Source organism: Colwellia sp. KS18-150 (assembly GCF_057551365.1).
In genome coordinates, this window is record NZ_BAAJMC010000001.1 from 672600 (window position 1) to 693655 (window position 21056).

Consider the following 21056-nt stretch of genomic DNA (forward strand, 5'->3'; position numbering starts at 1 on the left):
AACAACTTTACTTTTTGTAAGTATAATCACTCACCTACTTATTAATAGTTTTAATCTGTTTGGTTTAACTAGGTATTGAGGTTCTCTTCAATCGCATCCATTAATTTACCACTGATATTAATTGGGTAAGCGGCTTCAATTTCACGAATGCAGGTAGGGCTAGTCACATTTATCTCAGTGACTTTATCACCAATAATGTCTAAACCTACAAAGTATAAACCACGCTTTTTCAATTCTGGTGCTATCGTTTCAGCAATCAGTTTATCACTTGGGCTTAATGGTTGAGCAACACCTCGACCACCAGCAGCTAAGTTTCCTCGGGTTTCCCCTTGTGCAGGGATCCGCGCTAAGCAATATGGCATTGGCTCACCATTGACTATGAGTATGCGTTTATCACCATCAACAATTTCCGGCATATACTCTTGCACCATGGCATATTGCTGGCCGTGATTTGTTAAGGTTTCAATGATCACACCTACGTTGGCATCATTTTCTTTGATGCGAAAAATAGATGAGCCGCCCATACCATCAAGTGGTTTGATAATGATATCTTTCAACTCATTATGAAGGGCACGAATTTGCTTATCGTTTCTGGTCACTAAAGTACGAGGAGTCAAATCTGCGAACCAAGCGGTGAATAACTTCTCGTTACAATCACGCAAACTTTGTGGCTTATTAACGATTAATGTCCCTTCCACTTCTGCTCGCTCTAACATGTATGTAGCGTAAATGTATTCAGTATCAAAAGGCGGATCTTTACGCATTAAAATAGCATCTAGCTCGCTGAGCGGAATATCTTGAGGATCTGATAATTCATACCAGTGCTCAGCATCGTCGAATACTTTGACTTTTTGGGTGGTCGCTCGAGCCTGACCACGGTCAAGATACAAGTCTTGCATTTCCATGTAGTAGATTTCGTAACCACGTTTTTGAGCTTCAAACATCATAGCCATGGAAGAGTCTTTAGCAACTTTTACTTCGCTAATAGGGTCCATTACTACGCCTAGTTTGATGGGGGCTGATGTTGTCATTTGTTGTCCTATTAATAAATTTTTTTAACGTAAATCACCAAAACGACACTGTAATGCCGTAATGGCAGTTAATGCTGCTGTTTCTGTTCTTAATACTCTTGGGCCAAGCAGTATATCGTGAAAATTCTCTTGGCTTACCTGAGTAATTTCTTCGTCAGTTAAACCACCTTCTGGGCCTATTAACAACCGTACTTTACTCTTGTTTTGAGTTAACTTCATGGGTAAGGTCATTATTGAATGTTGTGCTTTTGGGTGTAAATTTAATTTTATTGCCTGTGTTTCTTGTGCCATCCATGCTTGTAATGAAATTGGCTCGGCTACTTCTGGCACAAAACATCGGCCACTTTGCTCGCAAGCACTAATCACAATTTTTTGCCATTGCTCTTGTTTTTTCGCTAAACGCTCTTTTGATAACTTGACTCCGCAACGTTCAGTAAACAGTGGCGTAATTTTACTAACACCGAGCTCTACGGATTTCTGTAGAGTAAAATCCATTCGATCACCTCTGGAGATCCCTTGACCTAAATGAATGTGAAGTTGTGATTCATTTATGACCGTCTCTTGGTTGATAATTTTTACACTAGCGGTTTTCTTTTTTACTTCAACTAATTCTGCCGTATATTGGCTTGCTTCTTTGCCATTAAACAACGTGATGACATCACCAAGAGTTAATCGTAAAACTCTGACAATATGACCAAAGGCATCATCAGATAATTTCACTGTTTCATTTAAATTAAAATCGCTATCTTGAAAAATTCTTGGATTTCGCATAGTTGCCATAGTCCATAATATTACTTAGTTAGTAAAGTATGGGCGAAATGAGTAAATTACAATCGAAAACTGTATAAAGTTGTGATCAAATAGCAAATCTATTTGACTACCTACGACTTTACTTGTAGTTTTTGTTTATCAAAAATAATTAAGGATAGATAATGAATTCAAGTGTTTTGAAAAAACTCGCAGCTAGTGCTCTTTTTTTAGGTTTAATAGGGCAAACGGCTCTTGCTGATAATAATGTTATTTCGGTTGATAAAAACTTTGCTAGTCCAATAGTGTCACTAAGTGGATATAACAAAGTTCATATCCAAGATCTTGATTTATCAGAAGCTAAAATTATCTCACCTTCATGGATCGAGAAAGATAGTTTTCATTGGAAAGCAAAACCAAGCAATGTTGCTTTTTTAAAGAAAAGCTTTCTTGAAGGCGTGTCTCAAGGATTAACTGAGAACGGTGGTCGTTATTCAATTGTAGAGCAAGCAGGAAAAGGTGTTTTAGAAGTTGATGTTGAAATTATTAGCTTTATGCCTTACACAGAAAAAGAAAATACTGAAGCGATGACTAAAGGGGCGGGTGAGTTTCACTTGTCAGTACAATTAAGAGATGGTGAATCACATGCATTAATCCATATCTTTGAAGGTACAGTTGCCATTGGTACAGATTATCAACCAAATACTGAAATGGCACGTTTAGACAGTGCTGATAAATTATTTCATGATTGGGGTAAGAGATTACGTAAAAAGCTTGATGAAGCAAACTAATCTCGTTTAACCAATGTTAAAAGACAATAAAAAACCAGCTACTAAGCTGGTTTTTTATTTATGACAAATAGTTTAATACGAATGGTTTAATTCGCGAAGCTATTAATTACAATCCTGCTGATTTACGTAGGTCATCTGCTTTGTCAGTTTTTTCCCAACTAAAAGCAGTAAAAGTATCATCGCCTACTGTCATTTCAAAAGGCTCACGTCCAAAGTGTCCATAAGCTGCTGTTTGCTGATACATAGGATGCAATAAGTCGAGCATTTTAGTAATGCCGTATGGGCGTAAATCAAAATGTTCACGAACTAATTCAACTAAACGCTCTTCACTGACTTTACCAGTACCAAAAGTATCAACAGAAATTGACGTTGGCTCAGCAACACCTATGGCATAAGATACCTGAATTTCACATCTATCTGCTAGGCCAGCAGCCACTATGTTTTTAGCCACATAACGACCTGCATAGGCTGCACTTCTGTCTACTTTTGATGGATCTTTACCTGAGAATGCACCACCGCCATGGCGAGCCATACCGCCGTAAGTATCAACAATAATTTTACGACCAGTTAAACCACAATCACCTACTGGACCGCCAATAACAAAGCGACCCGTTGGGTTAATGTGGTATTTAGTGTCTTTCGTTAATAGCTCTTGTGGAAGTACATGTTTAATAATGTTTTCCATTACCGCATCAATTAAATCTGCTTGTTTAATTTCTGGGTTATGCTGAGTCGATAATACTACCGTATCAATAGCAACAGGTTTGTTATCTTCATAAACAAAGGTCACTTGTGATTTAGCATCAGGACGTAACCAAGGTAGAACACCTGAGCGGCGTGCTTCAGCTTGACGCTCAACTAAACGATGAGAATAATATAACGGGGCAGGCATTAAAGTTTCAGTTTCATTAGTGGCATAACCAAACATTAAGCCTTGATCACCGGCACCTTGATCTTCTGGTTTAGAACGATCAACACCTTGGGCAATTTCAGGAGATTGTTGGCCAATTAAATTCATAATGCCACATGTTTCGCCATCAAAGCCTACATCTGATGAGGTGTAACCAATGTTACTGATCACGTTACGGGTGATAGTTTCTAAATCAACCCAAGCATCTGTACTTACTTCACCTGAAATAATAGCAACACCGGTTTTAACCATAGTTTCACACGCTACGCGGGCATACTTATCTTTAGCAATAATCGCGTCTAAAACAGCATCTGAAATTTGATCGGCAATTTTGTCTGGGTGTCCTTCAGAAACAGACTCTGAAGTAAAGAAATGTCTAGACATAAATCCTCAGCATTTAAAGTTTACAATAAAATAATGGGGCGATATTACATGCTTTAATGACATTTTTCTAGCTTTTTTACGCCTAGACGTCTAAATGGCTTGAAGTCTTTGAGGATTTTTTATTCTACAGGAGTGCTGTGGTGATCATACCAAGGCTGTAATTGCACAGGTTTACTCCATAATTGAGCAAAATTATGAGATTGTTGATGATCAATTGCAGAGCTTAAAAACGTTAGCTGACCTGCTTCGGTGTTAGGGTTTTGTAAACCACTTTCAGCTAACTTTCTACTGAGTTGCAAGGCAACAGGTTTAGCGGTTTCTAATAATTGTATTTTGATGGGAGATTGTGTTGTTATCGATAATATTTGTGTTTGTAAAAAAGGGTAGTGAGTACAACCTAGCACTAATGTGTCTACGCTATTATCAATCAATGGTTTTATATACATCTCTAGTAATTCTTGGCATTGAGGGCTGTCTTGTAATCCTTGCTCAATCAATTCTACTAAGCCGGGGCAGGGTTGAACAATAACTTGTGACTCTCCTTGATATTGGCGTACTAATTGATGAAAGTGATAATTTTCACTGGTCGCTTTTGTCACCAATATGGCTATTGTTTTATTTTTACTGACCCTTACCGCGGGTTTTATTGCTGGCTCAACTCCAATAATAGGGATAGTGATTTTTTCACGTAAAAGTTTGATAGCATTTACAGTGGCAGTATTACAGGCAATCACCAAAGCTTTACATTTTTTTTCTACTAACTGTTGAGCAATTGTATCAACTCGTTTAACAATAAATGTTGTTGATTTATCGCCGTAAGGAGCATGTAAACTGTCCGCCAGATATATCAGGTTTTCTTGAGGCAGAAGAACATTTATCGCTTTGGCAATAGAAAGGCCACCCAAACCAGAGTCGAAAACGCCGATGGCTTGAGTATTTAATGGGTTGAGTGTTTCCATATCGAGAGAGTAACATGAATCACAAATACGTCTAACTTTAAATCGACTACAGAGTATGTGAATTATTAGCCTACACAACTGTTAGCGCTAACATTTTGTGTGGTATAATCAATTTAACTTTTACTTGGTTATATCTCCATGATCTTTGAACAACTCCGCTTAAATATTTATCGAGCTTTTAAACAGAATTTAGCACCCGCGCTTATATTACAGGGCTTTGCCATTAGTATCGTTGCTATATACTATTACTGGCAGGACTCTCATCAAGTTTTTAATGTTATTTCTCAGATGAAATCATCACTGGGCTGGAAGTTTTCTTTAGTATCCACTGCTTTATTTGGTGGTGTTATTCCATATCTTTATTTAACTTGGTCGAAATTGCTTGCTCGTAACTCGTGGAAAATTTTTGCTTTTTACCTGATCTTTTGGGCGTATAAAGGTGTAGAAGTTGATTTATTCTATACATTCCAAGCTGAGCTGTTTGGTATTCAAAATGATTTTATAACTATTGTTTTAAAGACATCTGTAGATCAATTTATTTACAGTGCATTTTGGGCTGTTCCAAGCTTAATGGTTATTTTCCTTTGGATGGAGTCAAATTTCAATTTAGCGGACACTAAAGCAAAGCTAAATAAGAGCTTTTTTGTGATCAAAATACCAACCGTGATTATTTCTAATTGGCTAGTTTGGATCCCCGCTGTATCAATTATTTATTCCATGCCATCAGCCCTACAACTCCCCTTGTTCAACTTGGTGTTATGTTTTTTTGTTATTCTGTTAGCGGCATTAACCACCACTGAAAAACGATCATAAGTCCAAAGCGCATTATCGCCGTAGCTCGCCATAGTCCTGAACACCTTGTGTATCTCTAGGGTGCGCGCGCGAAAAAATCGTGATTTTATCGAATTGAAAAGAAGAGGTGACTTCCAAAGTGCCGTAGCTCGCCATAGTCCTGAACACCGTGTGTTCAGGGCGGAAAAATCATGCTAACCGTAGGCTTCCCGATACGTGCCGGGCTTGCACAATAGCTAATAGTCAAATTCCAAAGGTAAAACTTATCGGCTCAGGGACGTAGTTCGCAAACAAACACTCCAGAAGACAGTCTGTATTATAGCTAAAAAAACCGTTCAATTAAGTGTTTTTTTACTACTAAGAGCTAAGTGTTTTGTATTTAAACGTTTTTTGTTGTTAAGTTAAGCAGTTATCAATATCTGACTTATTATTGGCAAGGTTGGTAATCAGGGTTTTCAAGTTTTAAGCTAATTTCTTTAGATAAAATTGGCTTAATTTCTTGCTCTCCAGCATTTAAACCTGTGTGCAACCACAGCTGCGCTAATTCATCATCAAATTGCATTAAGTTAAGGCTTTCATTATAAGCTTGCTCACTGACCATTTTACTAAAAGCATCTTTTCTTTTATTGAGCTCATCAACTCCCTTTTGATTATTTAGCTGTTTAAAATAATCAAGCTGAATTGCTTGCCCAATTGCTTGGGAAAAAAATGTTTTGCTATTCTCGTCCATTAAGCTGCCTATTTCCCAGCATGAATTCGACAATATCGCATTGTTGCTACTGTGTTCTCTGCAAAGGTCAATAGCACTCGAAATGCCAGAGTTTAACGCGACAGCGTGCCCGATAGAATAAGTTAAAGTACTAGCAAAACTTTGTGAAGAATAGTTAGAATAAACTTGCTGGTGGTGCGCTATGTGTTCATAAAAGTAGTCATTATAAAATTGCTTTTTTGAAGCTTGCTCTAATGAATGTTGTGCGCCTATCAAATCATTCTGTTTGACTTTTATCGCAGTAATATCAAGCCATAGTGCCGCGTTATCTTTATCTGCGAACTCAGCCTTTGAAAAGAGAGATTCATCACAGCTCTCTAGCTGATAATGCTCATAACACTGCCCTAGAATAACTTTGTACACTAAATTATTCGTGGGATGACGTTTGTTGTATTCAAATAATACCGCTCTTTGCTCAGCATTAATTTTTTGTGGAGCTAACAATATTGCATCAACCTGCTCGTTAAGATCAGGACTGTTTTGAAGTTGGGCGATCATTTTTTCTATCTGTGAATCAATATCCGCAGGGTGTTGTAATGTTGATGAAGTGCAAGAATCTATGATGTTATTAATTTTTTCACGATTAGCATACGAGCTTATCTGCTTTGTGCTTGATGTGTTGATAATGGAAGAATCGTTATTATCTTGCGTCGTTGTCTGCTTATTAAGTATTGAAGTATCAAGGAGTTGAACGCTACTCATGCTTGAATAAAGCAGGTATGAAATGAAAAGCAAGACGATTGTAATAAGGACTAAAACGACTGTTTTAGAAAGACGCAAGTGTTAAGCCTGTTTATTCTTCTTAGGCGCTAAGGCTTGCTCTATTGTCGTTTGCAATAAGGCAATTTTTTGTTTGTTTTCTTCTTGTTCTGTTTGCAACTTCTTATTAGCGGTTAAGAGTTCATTCGCTAAGTTAAGTGCTGTCATTAATAACGCTTGCTCAGGGGTTGCAATAGATTTGCTAGCGTTTGCCTTATCTAACCGAGCGCTCAGCTCAGCCGCCGCACTAAGCAGTGCAGTTTCTTGCCCTATAGGACAAGCAACTTTTAGTTTGCGGTCGGTGACGTTAATTTCAACAGTACGTTGAGGCATTTGCAGAAAATTCCAAGCGTAATTAATAATATACAGTATTATCCTGCACTATAACTGTGCTGCTATTTTGTTGCAAGTAAATAGCATGTAAATGACCATTTTCTATGTTTTTTCATGCCTTTTAACGAGGTCAGTGTTACGATAGTGGTATAGATTATTTATTTCCATAGAGTAACAATATGCCCATTAACTCGCCCGCTAACAATAAAGTTGATTTTTCCAGCGCACAAGCCGTTATTACCACCGAAAACATAAAAGCTCATGCGAGTGAAGTTCAAGGAGTATTAGCAGGGTTAGTTTGCGCAGGATTTGAATTTGAAGATCAAGGCTATGTAGCCATGTTAAGTGATTTATTAGATTTATCCCCTCAAGGTAGTGATGATTTTCCAAAAGCAGTGAAAGCACTCGTTAAACAAATGTTTAGTGAACTTTGGACTGATATTCTCGATGATAGCTATACTTTTCAGTTGATGTTACCTGATGACGATGACTCTCTTGTTGAGCGTGGCCATGCCCTTGGTGTTTGGGTACAAGGATTTAATTTAGGTTTTGGCCTACAACAAAAAGATAGTCCTGTAACTTCTGAAGAAATAAAAGAAGTGATCACAGATTTTGCTGAGATCGCTAACCTTTCAGATGAGATGGAAGAAGATGAAGAATCTGAACAGGCCTATTTTGAAATCAGTGAATATGTACGAATTTCAGCGCTGTTATGTTTTAGTGAGTTAGGTACATTGCCAAATAAACCAGGTGATAAAGATACTAACACGACTATTCACTAGAGGCCGTTAATGACAACTCAACAATTACCGGGTATTGCAGCATTACCTATTACGGAATTTGTCCAGCATAGAAAGAATTTCTTCGCACAAATGGCTGATAACAGTATCGCCATTTTTACTGCCGCTAATGAAGTTACGCGCAGTAATGATACCGAGTATGCCTTTTGCCAAAACAAGAATTTTTACTACCTAACAGGCTTTAATGAGCCTGAAGCAATTCTGGTGTTAATCAAAAAAGGCCAAACACAGCAAAGTGTTTTGTTTTCGCTACCAAAAGAGCCACTGCACGAAATTTGGCATGGTAGACGGGTAGGGCAAGATAAAGCTTGCCAGCATTATCAAGTAGATAATTGCTTTACCTTGAGTGAACAAAACGAGTTAATTCCCCAATATTTAAATGGCATCGATACTGTTTATTTTGCTTTTAACGATGACAAACTCTCTCAGCAAGTGTTTAGTTATTTAACGAAAGCGCGCGCTAGTACTCGTCAAGGAGTTAAAGTGCCTGCGCAGTTAAACGACGCTAGTCCAATTATTGATGAGCTACGTTTAATCAAAAGTAAGCAAGAAATTGAACTAATGCGCCAAGTGAATCATATCTCTATCTTGGCGCACAAAAGAGCCATGAAAAAAACACAAGTTGGCATGTTTGAATATCAGGTAGAAAATGAAATATTGCACGAGTTCACAAGGCACGGAGCTCGTTATGCAGCGTATGCCACCATAGTGGCAGGAGGCGATAACGCCAATATTTTACATTACACAGATAACAGCGAAGCACTTAATGATAATGAATTATTGCTCATTGATGCTGGCGGTGAATTATCTGGCTATGCTGCGGATATCACACGAACCTTTCCTATCAATGGTAAATTTACCGCACCACAAAAGTCGCTTTATCAGTTGGTACTTGATGCTAAAACGCAGGTTATCGCCTCGATTGAGCCAGGAATTACCTTTGCCAAACTCAATGCTATTGCTAATGAATGTTTAACTCAAGGGTTACTCGATTTAGGTATTTTACATGGTGAGCTTACTGAGTTAATTAAAGAAAAAGCCAGTAAAAAATACTTTATTCACGGTTTGGGCCACTGGCTTGGATTAGATGTGCATGATGTTGGTGATTATCAAGTCAACGAAAATAAAGAGCAAAGCCGCCCATTTATGCCTGGCATGGCGTTAACCATAGAGCCAGGTTTGTATATGCCTCTGGATGATTTATCCATTGATGCTAAGTGGCGAGGCATTGGTATTCGTATTGAAGATAACATTGTAGTGACTGAACGAGGGTGTGAAAATTTAACCGCGAGTTGTCCGGAAACAGTTGCCGATATTGAGCTGTTGATGGCTAAATAAATATGATGAAAAGTCAAAATCAATCTTTTGATGTCCTTATTTCTGGTGGTGGATTGTCTGGCTGCTTAATGGCACTAAGCCTTGCTGGTTTAACAAAAGCAGATGGTAGTTTACTATCAATTGCCATGGTTGAATCCAATCAAAGTGCTACAGATAATAGCCCTGCTAAAGCCAAATTATTTGATGATCGCGTATTAGCGCTTTCTCATGGCAGCGCTGCCTATTTGAAAAACTTAGGCGTATGGCAACATATCAACACAGATGCTTGCGCTATTGAAAAAATAGATATTTCAGATCGAGGTAACTATGGTAAAGCCCGACTTGAAGCGCAAGAACATGGCGTTAAAGCCTTAGGTTATGTTATTGAAATGGCACTTATTGGTAAGGGCTTATTAACAGAGCTTACAGATAAAAAAAATGTCCATTGGCTTTGCCCTGATAGTATTGAAAGTATCAACTGGCAAATAGAAAATGAACCTGAAAAAGTGCCTGTTACCCTTAAATCACAGCAGGTTATCAACGCAAGTTTGCTGCTAGGGTGTGACGGTGTTAATTCTCCTTGTCGTCAGTTAGCCAATATCTCAGTCAATAAAAGTGATTATCAGCAAACAGCAATTATCGCTAATGTTGCTACTGAAAAACCACACTTGAACAAAGCTTTTGAACGCTTTACTGAGTTTGGTCCAATCGCCATGCTACCACTGACTGAGGTCAATAATGAGTCAAACACTAAGAATCGTTGCTCATTGGTTTGGACGGTAACGGCTCAGCAAGGTGAGGATTTACTTACCTTAAGTGACGCGGAATTCAAAGCGCAGTTGGATATTGCTTTTGGTGGCTGGCTAGGAGCAATTACCCATGCAGGTAAACGTGACGCATACCCATTAAGCTTATTGCAAGCTAATCAGCAAACTTATCATCGAATGGCGATAATTGGTAATGCTTCGCACACCATTCACCCAATAGCAGGGCAAGGGTTTAATTTAGGCTTAAGAGATGTGCAATTAATGGCTGATTTAGTTCAAAGTCAGTTAAGCACTAATAAAGATATTGGCGATTTTTCTATGCTAAATAATTACGCTAATCAGCGCTTGAAAGATCAAAAGCAGGTTATTGGCCTAACCGACTCATTAGTCACCTTATTTGCTAATGATTTACCGCCCTTGGTTGCCGGTAGAAATATAGGCTTGAAAGTCATGAATTACTTTTCGCCACTAAAAAATACCTTAGTGAACAAATTGATGGGATATTAACGAGACATGCAAAAGTTTGATTTATTAATTGTTGGTGCCGGCATGGTGGGGCTGACATTAGCCTTAGCACTGAGAAAAAACACTCAGTTAACCATCGCCATCGCCGATACTTTACCTGTTACAAAGTTAACTGACGAGCCTGGCGTACGAGTCAGCGCCATTAATGTCGCTAGTAAAACCATGTTTGAGCATATCGACGTTTGGCAAGATATAGAAAACTCACGCTTACAGCCTTACCAACATATGCATATTTGGGATAAAGCAGGACTAGGTAAGCTTGATTTTTCACTTGATGATTTAGCTAGCTTCCCAAAAAACGAGCAACTAGGTTGGATCATTGAAAATACCGTTATTCGTAATGCGTTATGGGCAAAGGCCAAACAAGACAGTGGCATTAGCTTTTTCACCGACAGTAAATTAGCCAATATTGCTATGGGTGAAAGTGAAGTGTTCGCCAGTTTTGAGTCACCTAGTGAGCAAAGCGCCCAAGCTCAGCAAATGCCGTTAATCGCTAAATTAGTGGTTGGCGCTGATGGCGCTAACTCTTGGGTAAGAAAGCAAATTTCCAGCCCGATGATTAATCGAGATTATGATCACCACGCCATTGTCGCAACGGTAAAATGTTTGCAAGGCCATAAAAATACTGCTTGGCAAGTGTTCTTACCTACTGGTCCGCTAGCCTTTTTGCCTTTATATCCAGATGATAATAACGTTTGCTCAATTGTTTACTCTACTTCCCCAGAAGAAGCACAGCGTTTAGTTGCGCTTAACGCCAGTGAATTTGCTAAAGAATTAACCGCCGCCAGTGACGGGAAGTTAGGCGCTATTGAATTAATCAGTGAGCGTTTTACCCACCCATTAACCATGCGTTTAGCACAAGATTTTGTTAAAGATCGTGTGGTATTAATAGGCGATGCTGCCCACACCATTCATCCGCTAGCAGGACAAGGAGTAAACTTAGGTTTGCTTGACGCGGCAGCATTAGCACAAAGCTTAACTGACTTGAGCGATGATAAAGACATTGCCGATGTAAAAACCTTAAAAGCATTTGCACGTGCTAGAAAATCTGATGCTGTAGAAATGATTGGCGCGATGGAAGCTATTAAACAAACCTTTTCGATAGAGCAAAGTGGTTTTAAATTGTTAAGAGGCATAGGCATGAGCCTACTTGATAATATTAAGCCGGCTAAAAAGTTAATGGTTGAACAAGCGTTAGGGCTAAAAAGTGATTTACCCGAGCTAGCAAAACGAGTTAGTCATTAAAAGTCAGTAAAAATAGCTGTTAGAGAAACAGCTATTAATCCGAGCTCAGGTTTGATTGTAAAAATAGTGATAAAAAAACTTTTAAAATTTATGTCGGCTACTTCCAACCTTGAGGTCATTGATTAGCGTTAAATTTTCAAAAACGCACCTTTTGAAAATTAAATTCTGATTATTCTGTTAAGTCGGTTTATTGTTTGGGTTATGGTCTTTCTGTTTGTTGAATCAGCAGGAGCCAACGGTTATAATTAGCGCAAATTTGATGAGCCTCTTTACTTTTCATAGGAAGGATTATGACTAATAAAACCGTATTACATGCAAAACACTTAGCCTCTGGCGCTAAAATGGTTGATTTTCACGGCTGGGAAATGCCAATAAATTATGGCTCTCAAATAGAAGAACACAATGCAGTACGTCAAAACGCAGGTATGTTTGATGTATCTCACATGACCATTGTTGATGTTCAAGGCACAGATGCCAAAGCATTTTTACGCCGTTTAGTGATCAATGACGTGGCTAAATTAACGGTTGCAGGCAAAGCTTTATATACAGGAATGTTAAATGAAGCCGGTGGTGTGATTGATGACTTGATCATTTACTTCTTCTCAGACACTAATTACCGTTTAGTAGTTAATTCAGCTACCCGTGAAAAAGACCTAGCTTGGATGACTAAACAAGCAGCCGGTTATGATCTTAGTATTACTGAGCGTCCAGAGTTTGGCATGATTGCCGTACAAGGCCCAGAAGCCAAAGCAAAAGTAGCCAGTTTATTAACACCAGAGCAAACAACCGCTGTTGACGGTATGAAGCCTTTCTTTGGTGTACAAGTAGGTGATTTATTTATAGCCACTACCGGTTATACCGGTGAAGACGGTTATGAAATAATTGTACCTGATAGCGCCGCTGAAGATTTTTGGCAAAAGCTAATTGACGCAGGAGTAGCACCATGTGGTTTGGGTGCACGTGACACCTTACGTTTAGAAGCCGGTATGAACCTTTACGGTTTAGATATGGATGAAAGCGTATCACCATTAGCAGCCAATATGGCTTGGACTATTAGTTGGGAGCCAGAAGAGCGTGCTTTCATTGGTCGTGATGTATTAACGGCACAAAAAGCCGCCGGCGATCAACCTAAGCTTGTTGGTTTAGTGCTAGAAGCCAAAGGCGTTTTACGCTCTCATCAAGTGGTGGTTACTGAATTTGGTAATGGCGAAATTACCTCAGGTACCTTTTCACCAACTCTTGGTCATAGTGTTGCTTTAGCACGCGTACCACGTAGCGTTAAAGTAGGCGATACGGTTGAAGTTGAAATGCGTAAAAAATTAGTTAAAGTGCAAGTAACCAAACCTAGCTTTGTACGTAATGGCAAGAAAGTATTCTAATTGAAAATAACTCTAGATGTTCTATATTAATTTGAGCAGCTAACTTAATCATTAATGTTAAAGAATTTACTATAGGAAAAATAAAAATGAGCAACATTCCTTCTGAATTAAAATATGCAACTTCTCACGAGTGGGTACGCAATGAAGGTGACGGTACTGTTACAGTTGGTATCACTGAACACGCACAAGATCTTTTAGGTGACATGGTATTTGTTGAATTACCCGATGTGGGTGATGAAATTAGTACTGGTGACGACGTTGCTGTGGCTGAATCAGTAAAAGCCGCTTCAGACATTTACGCTCCGATCACAGGTGAAGTGGTAGCAGTAAACGAAGATTTAGAAGACTCACCTGAGTTAGTCAACTCAGATGCTTTTGGTGACGGTTGGTTATTTAAAGTGAAGCTTGAAGATGCTGGTGAGTTAGACGACTTACTTGATGCTGAAGGCTATGCTAACTCTATCGACGAAGACTAGTTTTCGGTCACATTCTTCTTTTATGCTGCATTGCTTTTGTTATTTGTTTACATCACTTAGTACACTAAGCTCAATAAACGAATAACTTTAGCAGCCTTGCTTAAAAATCGACTGTTTACGAAAAACACGTTATAGCGTTATCAATCAAGTTTAGCCGGCATTGTCCGCGTTGCCTAAACGTCGATTGTCTTAGCTAAAGCACATTTAAGCCTCCTTTTTCTTAATAAGAATAAGGGGCTTTCTTTTATTTTAAAATTCGCAAAATTATTTAAGTGAACCTGTTATGACTTCTCAACTATCTGTTAGCCCAAAAGCTGTTAGCTCATTAAGTCCTTTGTCGTTGGCACAACTCGAGCAAACACAAGATTTTATTCGTCGCCATATCGGCCCAAGTGTAGAGCAAACGCAAGCCATGCTCAATGATATTGGCAGCGAATCAGTTGATGCGTTAATTGACGAAATCGTTCCTAACGATATTCGTTTATCGCAATTACCAGCGATTGGCGACAGTAAAACAGAAGTGAAAGCATTGGCCGATTTAAAAGCCGTGGCTAACTTAAATAAAGTAAACACTACCTACATTGGTTTAGGTTATTACGGCACATTAACACCGAATGTAATTGCCCGTAACGTGTTAGAAAACCCAGGTTGGTATACCGCTTATACGCCTTACCAGCCAGAAATTGCCCAAGGCCGCTTAGAATCATTACTTAACTATCAGCAAATGTGTATCGACTTAACGGGACTACCGTTAGCGAGCGCTTCCTTACTTGATGAAGGGACCGCAGCGGCAGAAGCCATGGCTTTAGCTAAGCGTGTTTCTAAAAATAAAAAATCAAACTTGTTCTTTATTTCAAATGACGTCTTCCCACAAACCATTGACGTTGTTAAACAACGTGCAGATATGTTTGGTTTTGATGTGGTTATTGCACCGGCTGCTGAAGCGGCAGAGCATGATATTTTTGGTGCCTTAATTCAATACCCAAGTGCCACAGGTGAAGTTAGCGATGTTAGTGAATTGATTGCAAAAATTCACGCTAAAAAAGGTATAGTTGCCGTTGCGGCTGACATTATGAGTTTAGTGCTATTAAAAGCACCGGGCGAATTAGGCGCAGATGCGGTTATTGGCTCTAGCCAACGTTTTGGTGTTCCTATGGGCTACGGTGGTCCACATGCCGCTTTTTTCACCACAAGTGATAAATATAAACGTTCACTACCGGGTAGAATTATCGGGGTATCAAAAGATACACGCGGTAACAATGCATTACGTATGGCAATGCAAACGCGCGAACAACATATTCGCCGCGAAAAAGCCAACTCAAACATATGTACAGCGCAAGTATTATTAGCCAACATGGCGGCGTTTTATGCGGTTTATCATGGTCCTAAAGGCTTGAAAACTATTGCTTCACGTATTCACCGTTTTGCTGATATTTTAGCAACAGGTACACGCGTTAAAGGTTTAGCACCAGTACATGATAGCTATTTTGATACCTTAACGTATAACGTTGACAACAAAAATGAAATCGTTGAGCGCGCGTTAATTTCAGGGGTAAATTTACGTACTGATGTTGACGGTCAAATCAGTATTTCATTAGATGAAACCACCACCCGCGCTGATGTTGCACAATTATTCACTATTTTATTAGGCGCTGATCACGGTTTAGATGTCGCAGGGCTTGATGCGCAAATCGTTACTCAAGGCTCAAATTCAATTCCTGAGTCACTTGTGCGTGACACTGAAATCCTTACCCATCCAGTGTTTAATTCCTACCACAGTGAAACAGAAATGCTTCGCTATATTAAGCGCCTTGAAAACAAAGATTTAGCCTTAAATCACTCAATGATTTCTTTAGGCTCTTGTACCATGAAGCTTAACGCTACTGCACAAATGGTACCGGTTAGCTGGCCTGAATTTGCTAACATGCACCCATTTGCACCAGTTGACCAAGCACTTGGTTACAAGCAAATGATTGACGAGTTAGCCGAGTGGTTAGTGGAATTAACAGGCTACGATAAAATGTCTATGCAACCTAATTCAGGTGCACAAGGTGAGTATGCTGGCCTGATCGCAATTCATAAATATCATGAAAGCCGTGGTGACTCACACCGTAATATTTGTTTAATTCCTGCTTCAGCCCACGGTACTAACCCAGCGTCTGCACAAATGGTAGGTATGAAGGTGGTTGTTGTTGCTTGTGATAAGCAAGGTAACGTTGATATGGAAGACTTAACCGCGAAAGCAGAAGAGCTACGCGATAACCTTTCTTGTATCATGATCACTTACCCGTCAACACACGGCGTATATGAAACAACTATTGCAGAAATTTGTAAAATTATTCATGACAATGGCGGTCAAGTTTACCTTGATGGCGCGAACATGAACGCACAAGTAGGCATTACGTCACCGGGCTTTATTGGCGCTGATGTATCGCACTTAAACTTGCATAAAACTTTCGCTATTCCACACGGCGGCGGTGGCCCAGGTATGGGACCTATCGGCGTTAAATCGCACCTTGCCCCGTTTTTACCTGATCATGCATTGATTAATGTTGATGAAACAACCTCAGGCAATGGCGCCGTATCAGCAGCACCTTATGGTAGTGCCGGTATTCTTTGTATTTCATACCTTTATGTCGCTTTATTAGGTAAAGAAGGCGTAACAGCAGCCACGAAATACGCTATTACTAATGCCAACTACTTAGCGACTAAATTAAGCCAGCATTACCCGATTTTATACACTGACCCTAATGGTCGTGTAGCGCATGAGTGTATTGTTGATTTACGTCCAATCAAAGAAAGCTGTGGCGTGACCGAAATGGATATTGCCAAGCGTTTAATGGATTACGGTTTCCATTCACCAACCATGTCTTTCCCTGTGGCAGGCACCTTGATGATTGAGCCTACGGAATCTGAGTCTAAAGTTGAGCTAGACCGCTTTATTGAAGCCATGGTCTGTATTCGTGATGAAATACGTAAAGTAGAGCAGGGTGAGTGGACATTAGAAAACAACCCACTTCATAACGCGCCACATACTTTAGCGGATATCACAGATGCTAATTGGGATCGTGCTTACAGTATCGCTGAAGCTGTTTTTCCAGTGCCAGCGGCTGCGGCAGATAAGTTTTGGCCAACGGTTAATCGTATTGATGATGTTTATGGGGATCGAAATTTGGTGTGTTCTTGCCCACCGGTTTCGACGTATGCAGATTAGTTAACTAACTGATATAGAATAATAAAAAGCGAGCTAAGGCTCGTTTTTTTTGTTATTGTAAATGGGGCTGTTACTAAAAGGGATGGTGGTATGCGTAAAAAAATGACTTTGGTAGAAAGTAATCCTGAATTATTAGAAGAGTGGGATTATGACAAAAATAAGGAATTAGATCCTAATGATTTTTATCGCTCTTCTATAAAAGAAGTATGGTGGATTTGTAGAAAAGATAACAGACATCGCTGGCTGATGAAAATAAATTGCCGAGTTCATAATAATAGTGGCTGTTTATACTGTTCAGGGAAACTAGCTTTAAAAAGTGAGTCATTTGCAACTTTACACCCGGAATTGATGGAAGAATGGAATGAGATTAAAAATAGTGCAATCGATCCTTATAGCTTAAGCACTACAAGTAACAGGAAGGTAGATTGGATTTGTAAAAAGGATAAAAAACATGTGTGGGCTGCTACTGTATATAGTCGAGCACATAACGGAACAGGTTGTAAAAAATGTTCTTTCATGAATAAACCTAAACGTGGGAAAAAGAAGTTACTAAAAGATTCTCACCCGAAAATTGCAAAAGAATGGGACTTTGATAAAAATTCAAAATACGATTTGAATAAAATTACACATGCTAGCTCTTATAGTGTTGGTTGGATATGTTCGATAAACTCTTCACATAAATGGAATTCAACAGTAACGAATAGAACTTCAAATAATACTGGGTGCCCGATTTGTAATCAGAAGGTACCAAGCAAAAGGAATTCCTTAAAAAGTATTTATCCTGAAGTTGCAAAAGAATGGCATTATGAGAAAAACTCTCCCCTTTTACCTGAGAATATTACTAAAGCAAGCGGCAAAAAAGTCTGGTGGCTTTGTAAAATAGATCCTTAACACGAGTGGCAAGCGGTTGTAAGAAATAGGACTACATTAGGTAGTAAATGTCCTATTTGCGATAAAGAAATAAAGGTAATGCGGTTACGTGGTTACATGTTAGAAGATTCAGGTTCTTTAACTGAGCATTACAAGTTGTTTATGAAAGCCCTTTTTACTATCGAGACTTTAATTAAAGAGGCTAACTTTAGTCAGGAAAATTATAATAAATCATTTTTGCGTTTAGCCTTTTCTTCATCATAGCTTCTTTAGAAGCATATTTAGCTGATTATTTTTATGATGCGGTGATGGAAACGGAGCATACGATGGATAAGTTATTTACTAGCTCAGAGGAATTTCATAAAAAGAAATTTACTATAAAGGAGGTTTTGGATTTCCAAGCAACAAAAAGAGCAAAAGCGAAAAGGTATATTCAAAATATAATTTGGCATCGTTTGAATGTTGTTGAAGGATTATATTCAAAGGTTTTATCTATTAGTTTAGATAACGAATTAATTGAAAAAATAAGGCAATATATATCAATTAGGCACGATATTGTTCATAGGAATGGGCGTGATAAGGATGGGCGACTTCAAGAAATAACTGAAGACAAAATAATTTCCTGCATAAGTAATGTTCAGAGGCTAGTTGAAAATATAGAAAGAAAGCCAACTTAACTTTATGTTGCTTGATTAAAAAAGTAGTTTAAAATAATTGTCGCGGTGGCGGTGGCACCCAAAGGGGGCTTAACGCCGAGACCCCTTTGGAATCCCCCGACGCTGCTACATCAAACGTTTTCCTGCATTCAACACAATATTTTCGACGTAACAGCAATGAAGGCACATCCATGTGCCCCATTGCTTTTGCCATCATCCATGATGGCAATACGTGAATATTGTGCCTCACTCCGGCGTTTGAAGAAGCAGACTTAGCGCTTGCTGAACCTGTGTTTGTTGATTAAGAATAAAGAACTCTTTGCTATCTTTAGCCCTAAACGCTTACCAAACACTCCAACTCCCATCTCAGCAATTCAATCACCAACGAGCAAAGGTGGGCCTCGACCCGAGACAGGACGTCGAGGGCTGCCGTTGTTCAGGGAAGATAAATCGGCAGGTATCGTGGTCTACGCTCGTTGGTTTTTGAATTCTCTGCTGAGTGGGCGCCACGGGGATTCCAAAGGGGCTTTTGGCGTGTAACGCCCCTTTGGGTGCAGTCGCCACCGCGACGCCAAGCAGGGCAGCAAACTCCAAACTTGTCAATTTATAATCAGAAATTTTAGACTTTTAGCGGAGGAACCACGGTGCGTTGCCCCCTAGGGTGTTGTCGCCACCGCGACGCCAAGCAGGGAGGTAAACTCCAAACCTATTACAGATAAAAAGTTTGTAAAGTGTCAAAAATTACGCAATTTTTATCAAAATAAATAGTACTGCTAAGCCTATAATTTTGCTTGCTTGGCGCGTAAAATAGTCAGGTGACTATTAAGAATAACGTACCTATCACTCATTAAGTTAATGAATAGCAAAAATATAAAAACTGAAACTCAGCCTTTCGCTAAAACTAAGATTGCGGTAATTGGCGCTGGTGTTGCTGGCGCTACTATTGCCTTACGTTTAGCTGAACTTGGTATAGATACAACGCTTATTGAAAAAAGCGACAGCATAATCAATGGACCGCCTATTTGTCATTTGCATGCCGGTGGTAATTTTTATCGTGAAATATCAGATCAAGCCTGTTTAACCTTATTAGCGCAGTCTATCGCTACGGCTAAAGTTTATGCGTTAGCGGTAAATGTGAGACCAACCATAATTGCATTACCAACAACAGAGCAAGGTGAACCTAGTGATTTATTACCGCGATTAGAAAAACTGGCAGCAAAATATGCCGAGCTGGTCAGTCAAGACATTACCAACAAAGTCTTAGGCGAACCAGAGCACTATTTTCACTTTTATTCTCGGACTGAACTAGAGGCGTTATTGCATTGTCCGTTGCCGAATGAGGCGAATAAACCAAGTGATTGGCTGGTCGCATTTGCACAACATGTTGATTTAGATAGCCTTAAATATCCGGTGTTGTTAGTACAAGAGTATGGCTTGTCGGCGTTTCGCTTTGCCGCTATTGCCAGCTTGGCAAGTGAACGTTTAGCTCATTGTCATGTAAAAACTAATCAGCAAGTAGTAGCGGTAACAGCAGATACTTCATCGTTAACGTGGACAATATCAAGACAGGATAAACATACTGGTGAAACTCATCAGGATGATTTTGATTATGTTGTTAATGCTTGCGGTTTTAAAACCGGTGAAATTGATGACATGATAAACGCGAAACGACAGCGCATGGTGGAGTTTAAAGCCGCTTATGTTGCTCACTGGCCTCAGTGTTATGGTTTGTGGCCCGAAATCGTGTTTTATGGTGAGCGTGGTACACCGCAAGGTATGGCACAATTAACACCTTATCCTAATGGTTACTTTCAGTTACATGGCATGACACAAGATATAACCTTGTTTGAGCAAGGACTTGTTGCTAGTTGTGAGCAAAGTTCACAGCCAAAATTAGCAGCGCAATTTATTAATAAAATTGAAAAACATTGGCCTGATAAACTTGTTGAGCAGAGAACGGTTGGCTCTATTGAACATCTCGCAAAGTTTATTCCTAGTTTCTCCTCTGCCAAGGTTTCCGGTAAGCCGCTTTTTGGCGCTCAACAAATCCCTGGTGGTGATGCTCATTTACGTACAGCGGATGTCTCTTTTGATGAGGGACATTATGCCCGCGCCGAGATAGTCAAAGCCTCTTCAGCGTTAAGTGCGGCAGATGCTATTTTACAAAATTTAGTGGTTTGTGGTTTAGTGAGCAAGCAGCAAGTAGGAAAGTATATCAATCAGCATTACTTTCCTATAACTCAGGTATGTAGCGAAGCAGAAGTGACAGTTAAAGCCATAGCGTTGGCGCGCGAACGTCAATATCCTGAAGCTTTAGCTAAAAATTACTAGC

Annotated in this window: 18 protein-coding genes and 1 other RNA gene; 12 read left to right on the plus strand and 7 right to left on the minus strand. The window is 39.4% G+C overall.

Features of this window, described 5'->3' with window-relative positions:
- Positions 1-68: 68 nt before the first annotated feature.
- Complete coding sequence (gshB, locus tag AC27IF_RS03130) at positions 69-1031, minus strand: glutathione synthase (protein WP_487052095.1); 963 nt, start codon at positions 1029-1031, stop codon at positions 69-71.
- Between the two features lie 24 nt (positions 1032-1055).
- Positions 1056-1802, minus strand: a complete 747-nt coding sequence (gene rsmE, locus AC27IF_RS03135; RefSeq protein ID WP_487052097.1) for a 16S rRNA (uracil(1498)-N(3))-methyltransferase — start codon at positions 1800-1802, stop codon at positions 1056-1058.
- 161 nt (positions 1803-1963) lie between these two features.
- Between rsmE and AC27IF_RS03140 the strand changes: the two genes are divergently transcribed.
- A complete protein-coding gene (locus tag AC27IF_RS03140; RefSeq protein ID WP_487052099.1) occupies positions 1964-2569 on the plus strand; it encodes a hypothetical protein in 606 nt (201 codons plus the stop codon).
- A gap of 106 nt (positions 2570-2675) precedes the next feature.
- On the opposite strand, the gene metK is transcribed toward AC27IF_RS03140, so the two are convergent.
- Both metK and murI read right to left on the minus strand, forming a co-directional pair.
- The gene (gene metK / locus AC27IF_RS03145; protein WP_487052101.1) at positions 2676-3863 is read right to left on the minus strand and encodes a methionine adenosyltransferase; all 1188 of its coding nucleotides are present in this window, start codon (positions 3861-3863) and stop codon (positions 2676-2678) included.
- Positions 3864-3982: 119 nt separating this feature from the next.
- A complete protein-coding gene (murI, locus tag AC27IF_RS03150; RefSeq protein ID WP_487052103.1) occupies positions 3983-4822 on the minus strand; it encodes a glutamate racemase in 840 nt (279 codons plus the stop codon).
- 138 nt (positions 4823-4960) lie between these two features.
- Here murI and AC27IF_RS03155 point away from each other — a divergent pair, with 138 nt between their 5' ends.
- Positions 4961-5635, plus strand: coding sequence for a hypothetical protein (locus AC27IF_RS03155; protein WP_487052105.1), 675 nt, complete (start codon positions 4961-4963; stop codon positions 5633-5635).
- Between the two features lie 106 nt (positions 5636-5741).
- Here the strand turns inward: AC27IF_RS03155 and ssrS are convergent.
- The 3 genes from ssrS to AC27IF_RS03170 form a co-directional block, all read right to left on the minus strand.
- Positions 5742-5923, minus strand: a non-coding RNA gene (gene ssrS / locus AC27IF_RS03160) — 6S RNA.
- A gap of 118 nt (positions 5924-6041) precedes the next feature.
- Positions 6042-7085 carry a hypothetical protein gene (locus AC27IF_RS03165; protein WP_487052107.1) on the minus strand — a complete coding sequence of 348 codons (1044 nt, stop codon included), beginning with the start codon at positions 7083-7085 and terminating at the stop codon, positions 6042-6044.
- An 81-nt stretch (positions 7086-7166) separates the two neighbouring features.
- Complete coding sequence (locus tag AC27IF_RS03170; RefSeq protein ID WP_487052109.1) at positions 7167-7475, minus strand: cell division protein ZapA; 309 nt, start codon at positions 7473-7475, stop codon at positions 7167-7169.
- A 179-nt stretch (positions 7476-7654) separates the two neighbouring features.
- On the opposite strand from AC27IF_RS03170, the gene AC27IF_RS03175 reads away from it, so the two are divergent.
- From AC27IF_RS03175 to AC27IF_RS03220, 10 genes are all read left to right on the plus strand, one after another.
- Positions 7655-8257: a UPF0149 family protein gene (locus AC27IF_RS03175; RefSeq protein ID WP_487052111.1), complete on the plus strand. Its 603-nt coding sequence runs from the start codon at positions 7655-7657 to the stop codon at positions 8255-8257.
- Between the two features lie 9 nt (positions 8258-8266).
- Complete coding sequence (gene pepP / locus AC27IF_RS03180) at positions 8267-9613, plus strand: Xaa-Pro aminopeptidase (protein WP_487052113.1); 1347 nt, start codon at positions 8267-8269, stop codon at positions 9611-9613.
- 2 nt (positions 9614-9615) lie between these two features.
- On the plus strand, positions 9616-10866 hold the full coding sequence (gene ubiH, locus AC27IF_RS03185) for a 2-octaprenyl-6-methoxyphenyl hydroxylase (protein ID WP_487052115.1): 1251 nt from the start codon (positions 9616-9618) through the stop codon (positions 10864-10866).
- Positions 10867-10872: 6 nt separating this feature from the next.
- On the plus strand, positions 10873-12129 hold the full coding sequence (locus AC27IF_RS03190; protein WP_487052117.1) for an FAD-dependent monooxygenase: 1257 nt from the start codon (positions 10873-10875) through the stop codon (positions 12127-12129).
- Between the two features lie 290 nt (positions 12130-12419).
- Positions 12420-13508, plus strand: a complete 1089-nt coding sequence (gene gcvT, locus AC27IF_RS03195; protein WP_487052119.1) for a glycine cleavage system aminomethyltransferase GcvT — start codon at positions 12420-12422, stop codon at positions 13506-13508.
- 86 nt (positions 13509-13594) lie between these two features.
- A complete protein-coding gene (gene gcvH / locus AC27IF_RS03200) occupies positions 13595-13984 on the plus strand; it encodes a glycine cleavage system protein GcvH (RefSeq protein ID WP_487052121.1) in 390 nt (129 codons plus the stop codon).
- A 283-nt stretch (positions 13985-14267) separates the two neighbouring features.
- Positions 14268-17198, plus strand: a complete 2931-nt coding sequence (gcvP, locus tag AC27IF_RS03205) for an aminomethyl-transferring glycine dehydrogenase (RefSeq protein WP_487052122.1) — start codon at positions 14268-14270, stop codon at positions 17196-17198.
- A gap of 90 nt (positions 17199-17288) precedes the next feature.
- Complete coding sequence (locus tag AC27IF_RS03210; RefSeq protein ID WP_487052123.1) at positions 17289-18089, plus strand: zinc-ribbon domain-containing protein; 801 nt, start codon at positions 17289-17291, stop codon at positions 18087-18089.
- Between the two features lie 239 nt (positions 18090-18328).
- The gene (locus tag AC27IF_RS03215) at positions 18329-18745 is read left to right on the plus strand and encodes a HEPN domain-containing protein (RefSeq protein WP_487052221.1); all 417 of its coding nucleotides are present in this window, start codon (positions 18329-18331) and stop codon (positions 18743-18745) included.
- Positions 18746-19579: 834 nt separating this feature from the next.
- Positions 19580-21055, plus strand: coding sequence for an FAD-dependent oxidoreductase (locus tag AC27IF_RS03220; protein ID WP_487052124.1), 1476 nt, complete (start codon positions 19580-19582; stop codon positions 21053-21055).
- The last annotated feature ends 1 nt before the right edge of the window (position 21056 follow it).

What these genes read in the sequence shown, in the direction of transcription:
- gshB (WP_487052095.1), bottom strand. Translation starts at nt 1,031, where the DNA reads ATGACAACATCAGCCCCCATCAAACTAGGCGTAGTAATGGACCCTATT.
- rsmE (WP_487052097.1), bottom strand. Translation starts at nt 1,802, where the DNA reads ATGCGAAATCCAAGAATTTTTCAAGATAGCGATTTTAATTTAAATGAA.
- AC27IF_RS03140 (WP_487052099.1), top strand. Translation starts at nt 1,964, where the DNA reads ATGAATTCAAGTGTTTTGAAAAAACTCGCAGCTAGTGCTCTTTTTTTA.
- metK (WP_487052101.1), bottom strand. Translation starts at nt 3,863, where the DNA reads ATGTCTAGACATTTCTTTACTTCAGAGTCTGTTTCTGAAGGACACCCA.
- murI (WP_487052103.1), bottom strand. Translation starts at nt 4,822, where the DNA reads ATGGAAACACTCAACCCATTAAATACTCAAGCCATCGGCGTTTTCGAC.
- AC27IF_RS03155 (WP_487052105.1), top strand. Translation starts at nt 4,961, where the DNA reads ATGATCTTTGAACAACTCCGCTTAAATATTTATCGAGCTTTTAAACAG.
- AC27IF_RS03165 (WP_487052107.1), bottom strand. Translation starts at nt 7,085, where the DNA reads ATGAGTAGCGTTCAACTCCTTGATACTTCAATACTTAATAAGCAGACA.
- AC27IF_RS03170 (WP_487052109.1), bottom strand. Translation starts at nt 7,475, where the DNA reads ATGCCTCAACGTACTGTTGAAATTAACGTCACCGACCGCAAACTAAAA.
- AC27IF_RS03175 (WP_487052111.1), top strand. Translation starts at nt 7,655, where the DNA reads ATGCCCATTAACTCGCCCGCTAACAATAAAGTTGATTTTTCCAGCGCA.
- pepP (WP_487052113.1), top strand. Translation starts at nt 8,267, where the DNA reads ATGACAACTCAACAATTACCGGGTATTGCAGCATTACCTATTACGGAA.
- ubiH (WP_487052115.1), top strand. Translation starts at nt 9,616, where the DNA reads ATGATGAAAAGTCAAAATCAATCTTTTGATGTCCTTATTTCTGGTGGT.
- AC27IF_RS03190 (WP_487052117.1), top strand. Translation starts at nt 10,873, where the DNA reads ATGCAAAAGTTTGATTTATTAATTGTTGGTGCCGGCATGGTGGGGCTG.
- gcvT (WP_487052119.1), top strand. Translation starts at nt 12,420, where the DNA reads ATGACTAATAAAACCGTATTACATGCAAAACACTTAGCCTCTGGCGCT.
- gcvH (WP_487052121.1), top strand. Translation starts at nt 13,595, where the DNA reads ATGAGCAACATTCCTTCTGAATTAAAATATGCAACTTCTCACGAGTGG.
- gcvP (WP_487052122.1), top strand. Translation starts at nt 14,268, where the DNA reads ATGACTTCTCAACTATCTGTTAGCCCAAAAGCTGTTAGCTCATTAAGT.
- AC27IF_RS03210 (WP_487052123.1), top strand. Translation starts at nt 17,289, where the DNA reads ATGCGTAAAAAAATGACTTTGGTAGAAAGTAATCCTGAATTATTAGAA.
- AC27IF_RS03220 (WP_487052124.1), top strand. Translation starts at nt 19,580, where the DNA reads ATGAATAGCAAAAATATAAAAACTGAAACTCAGCCTTTCGCTAAAACT.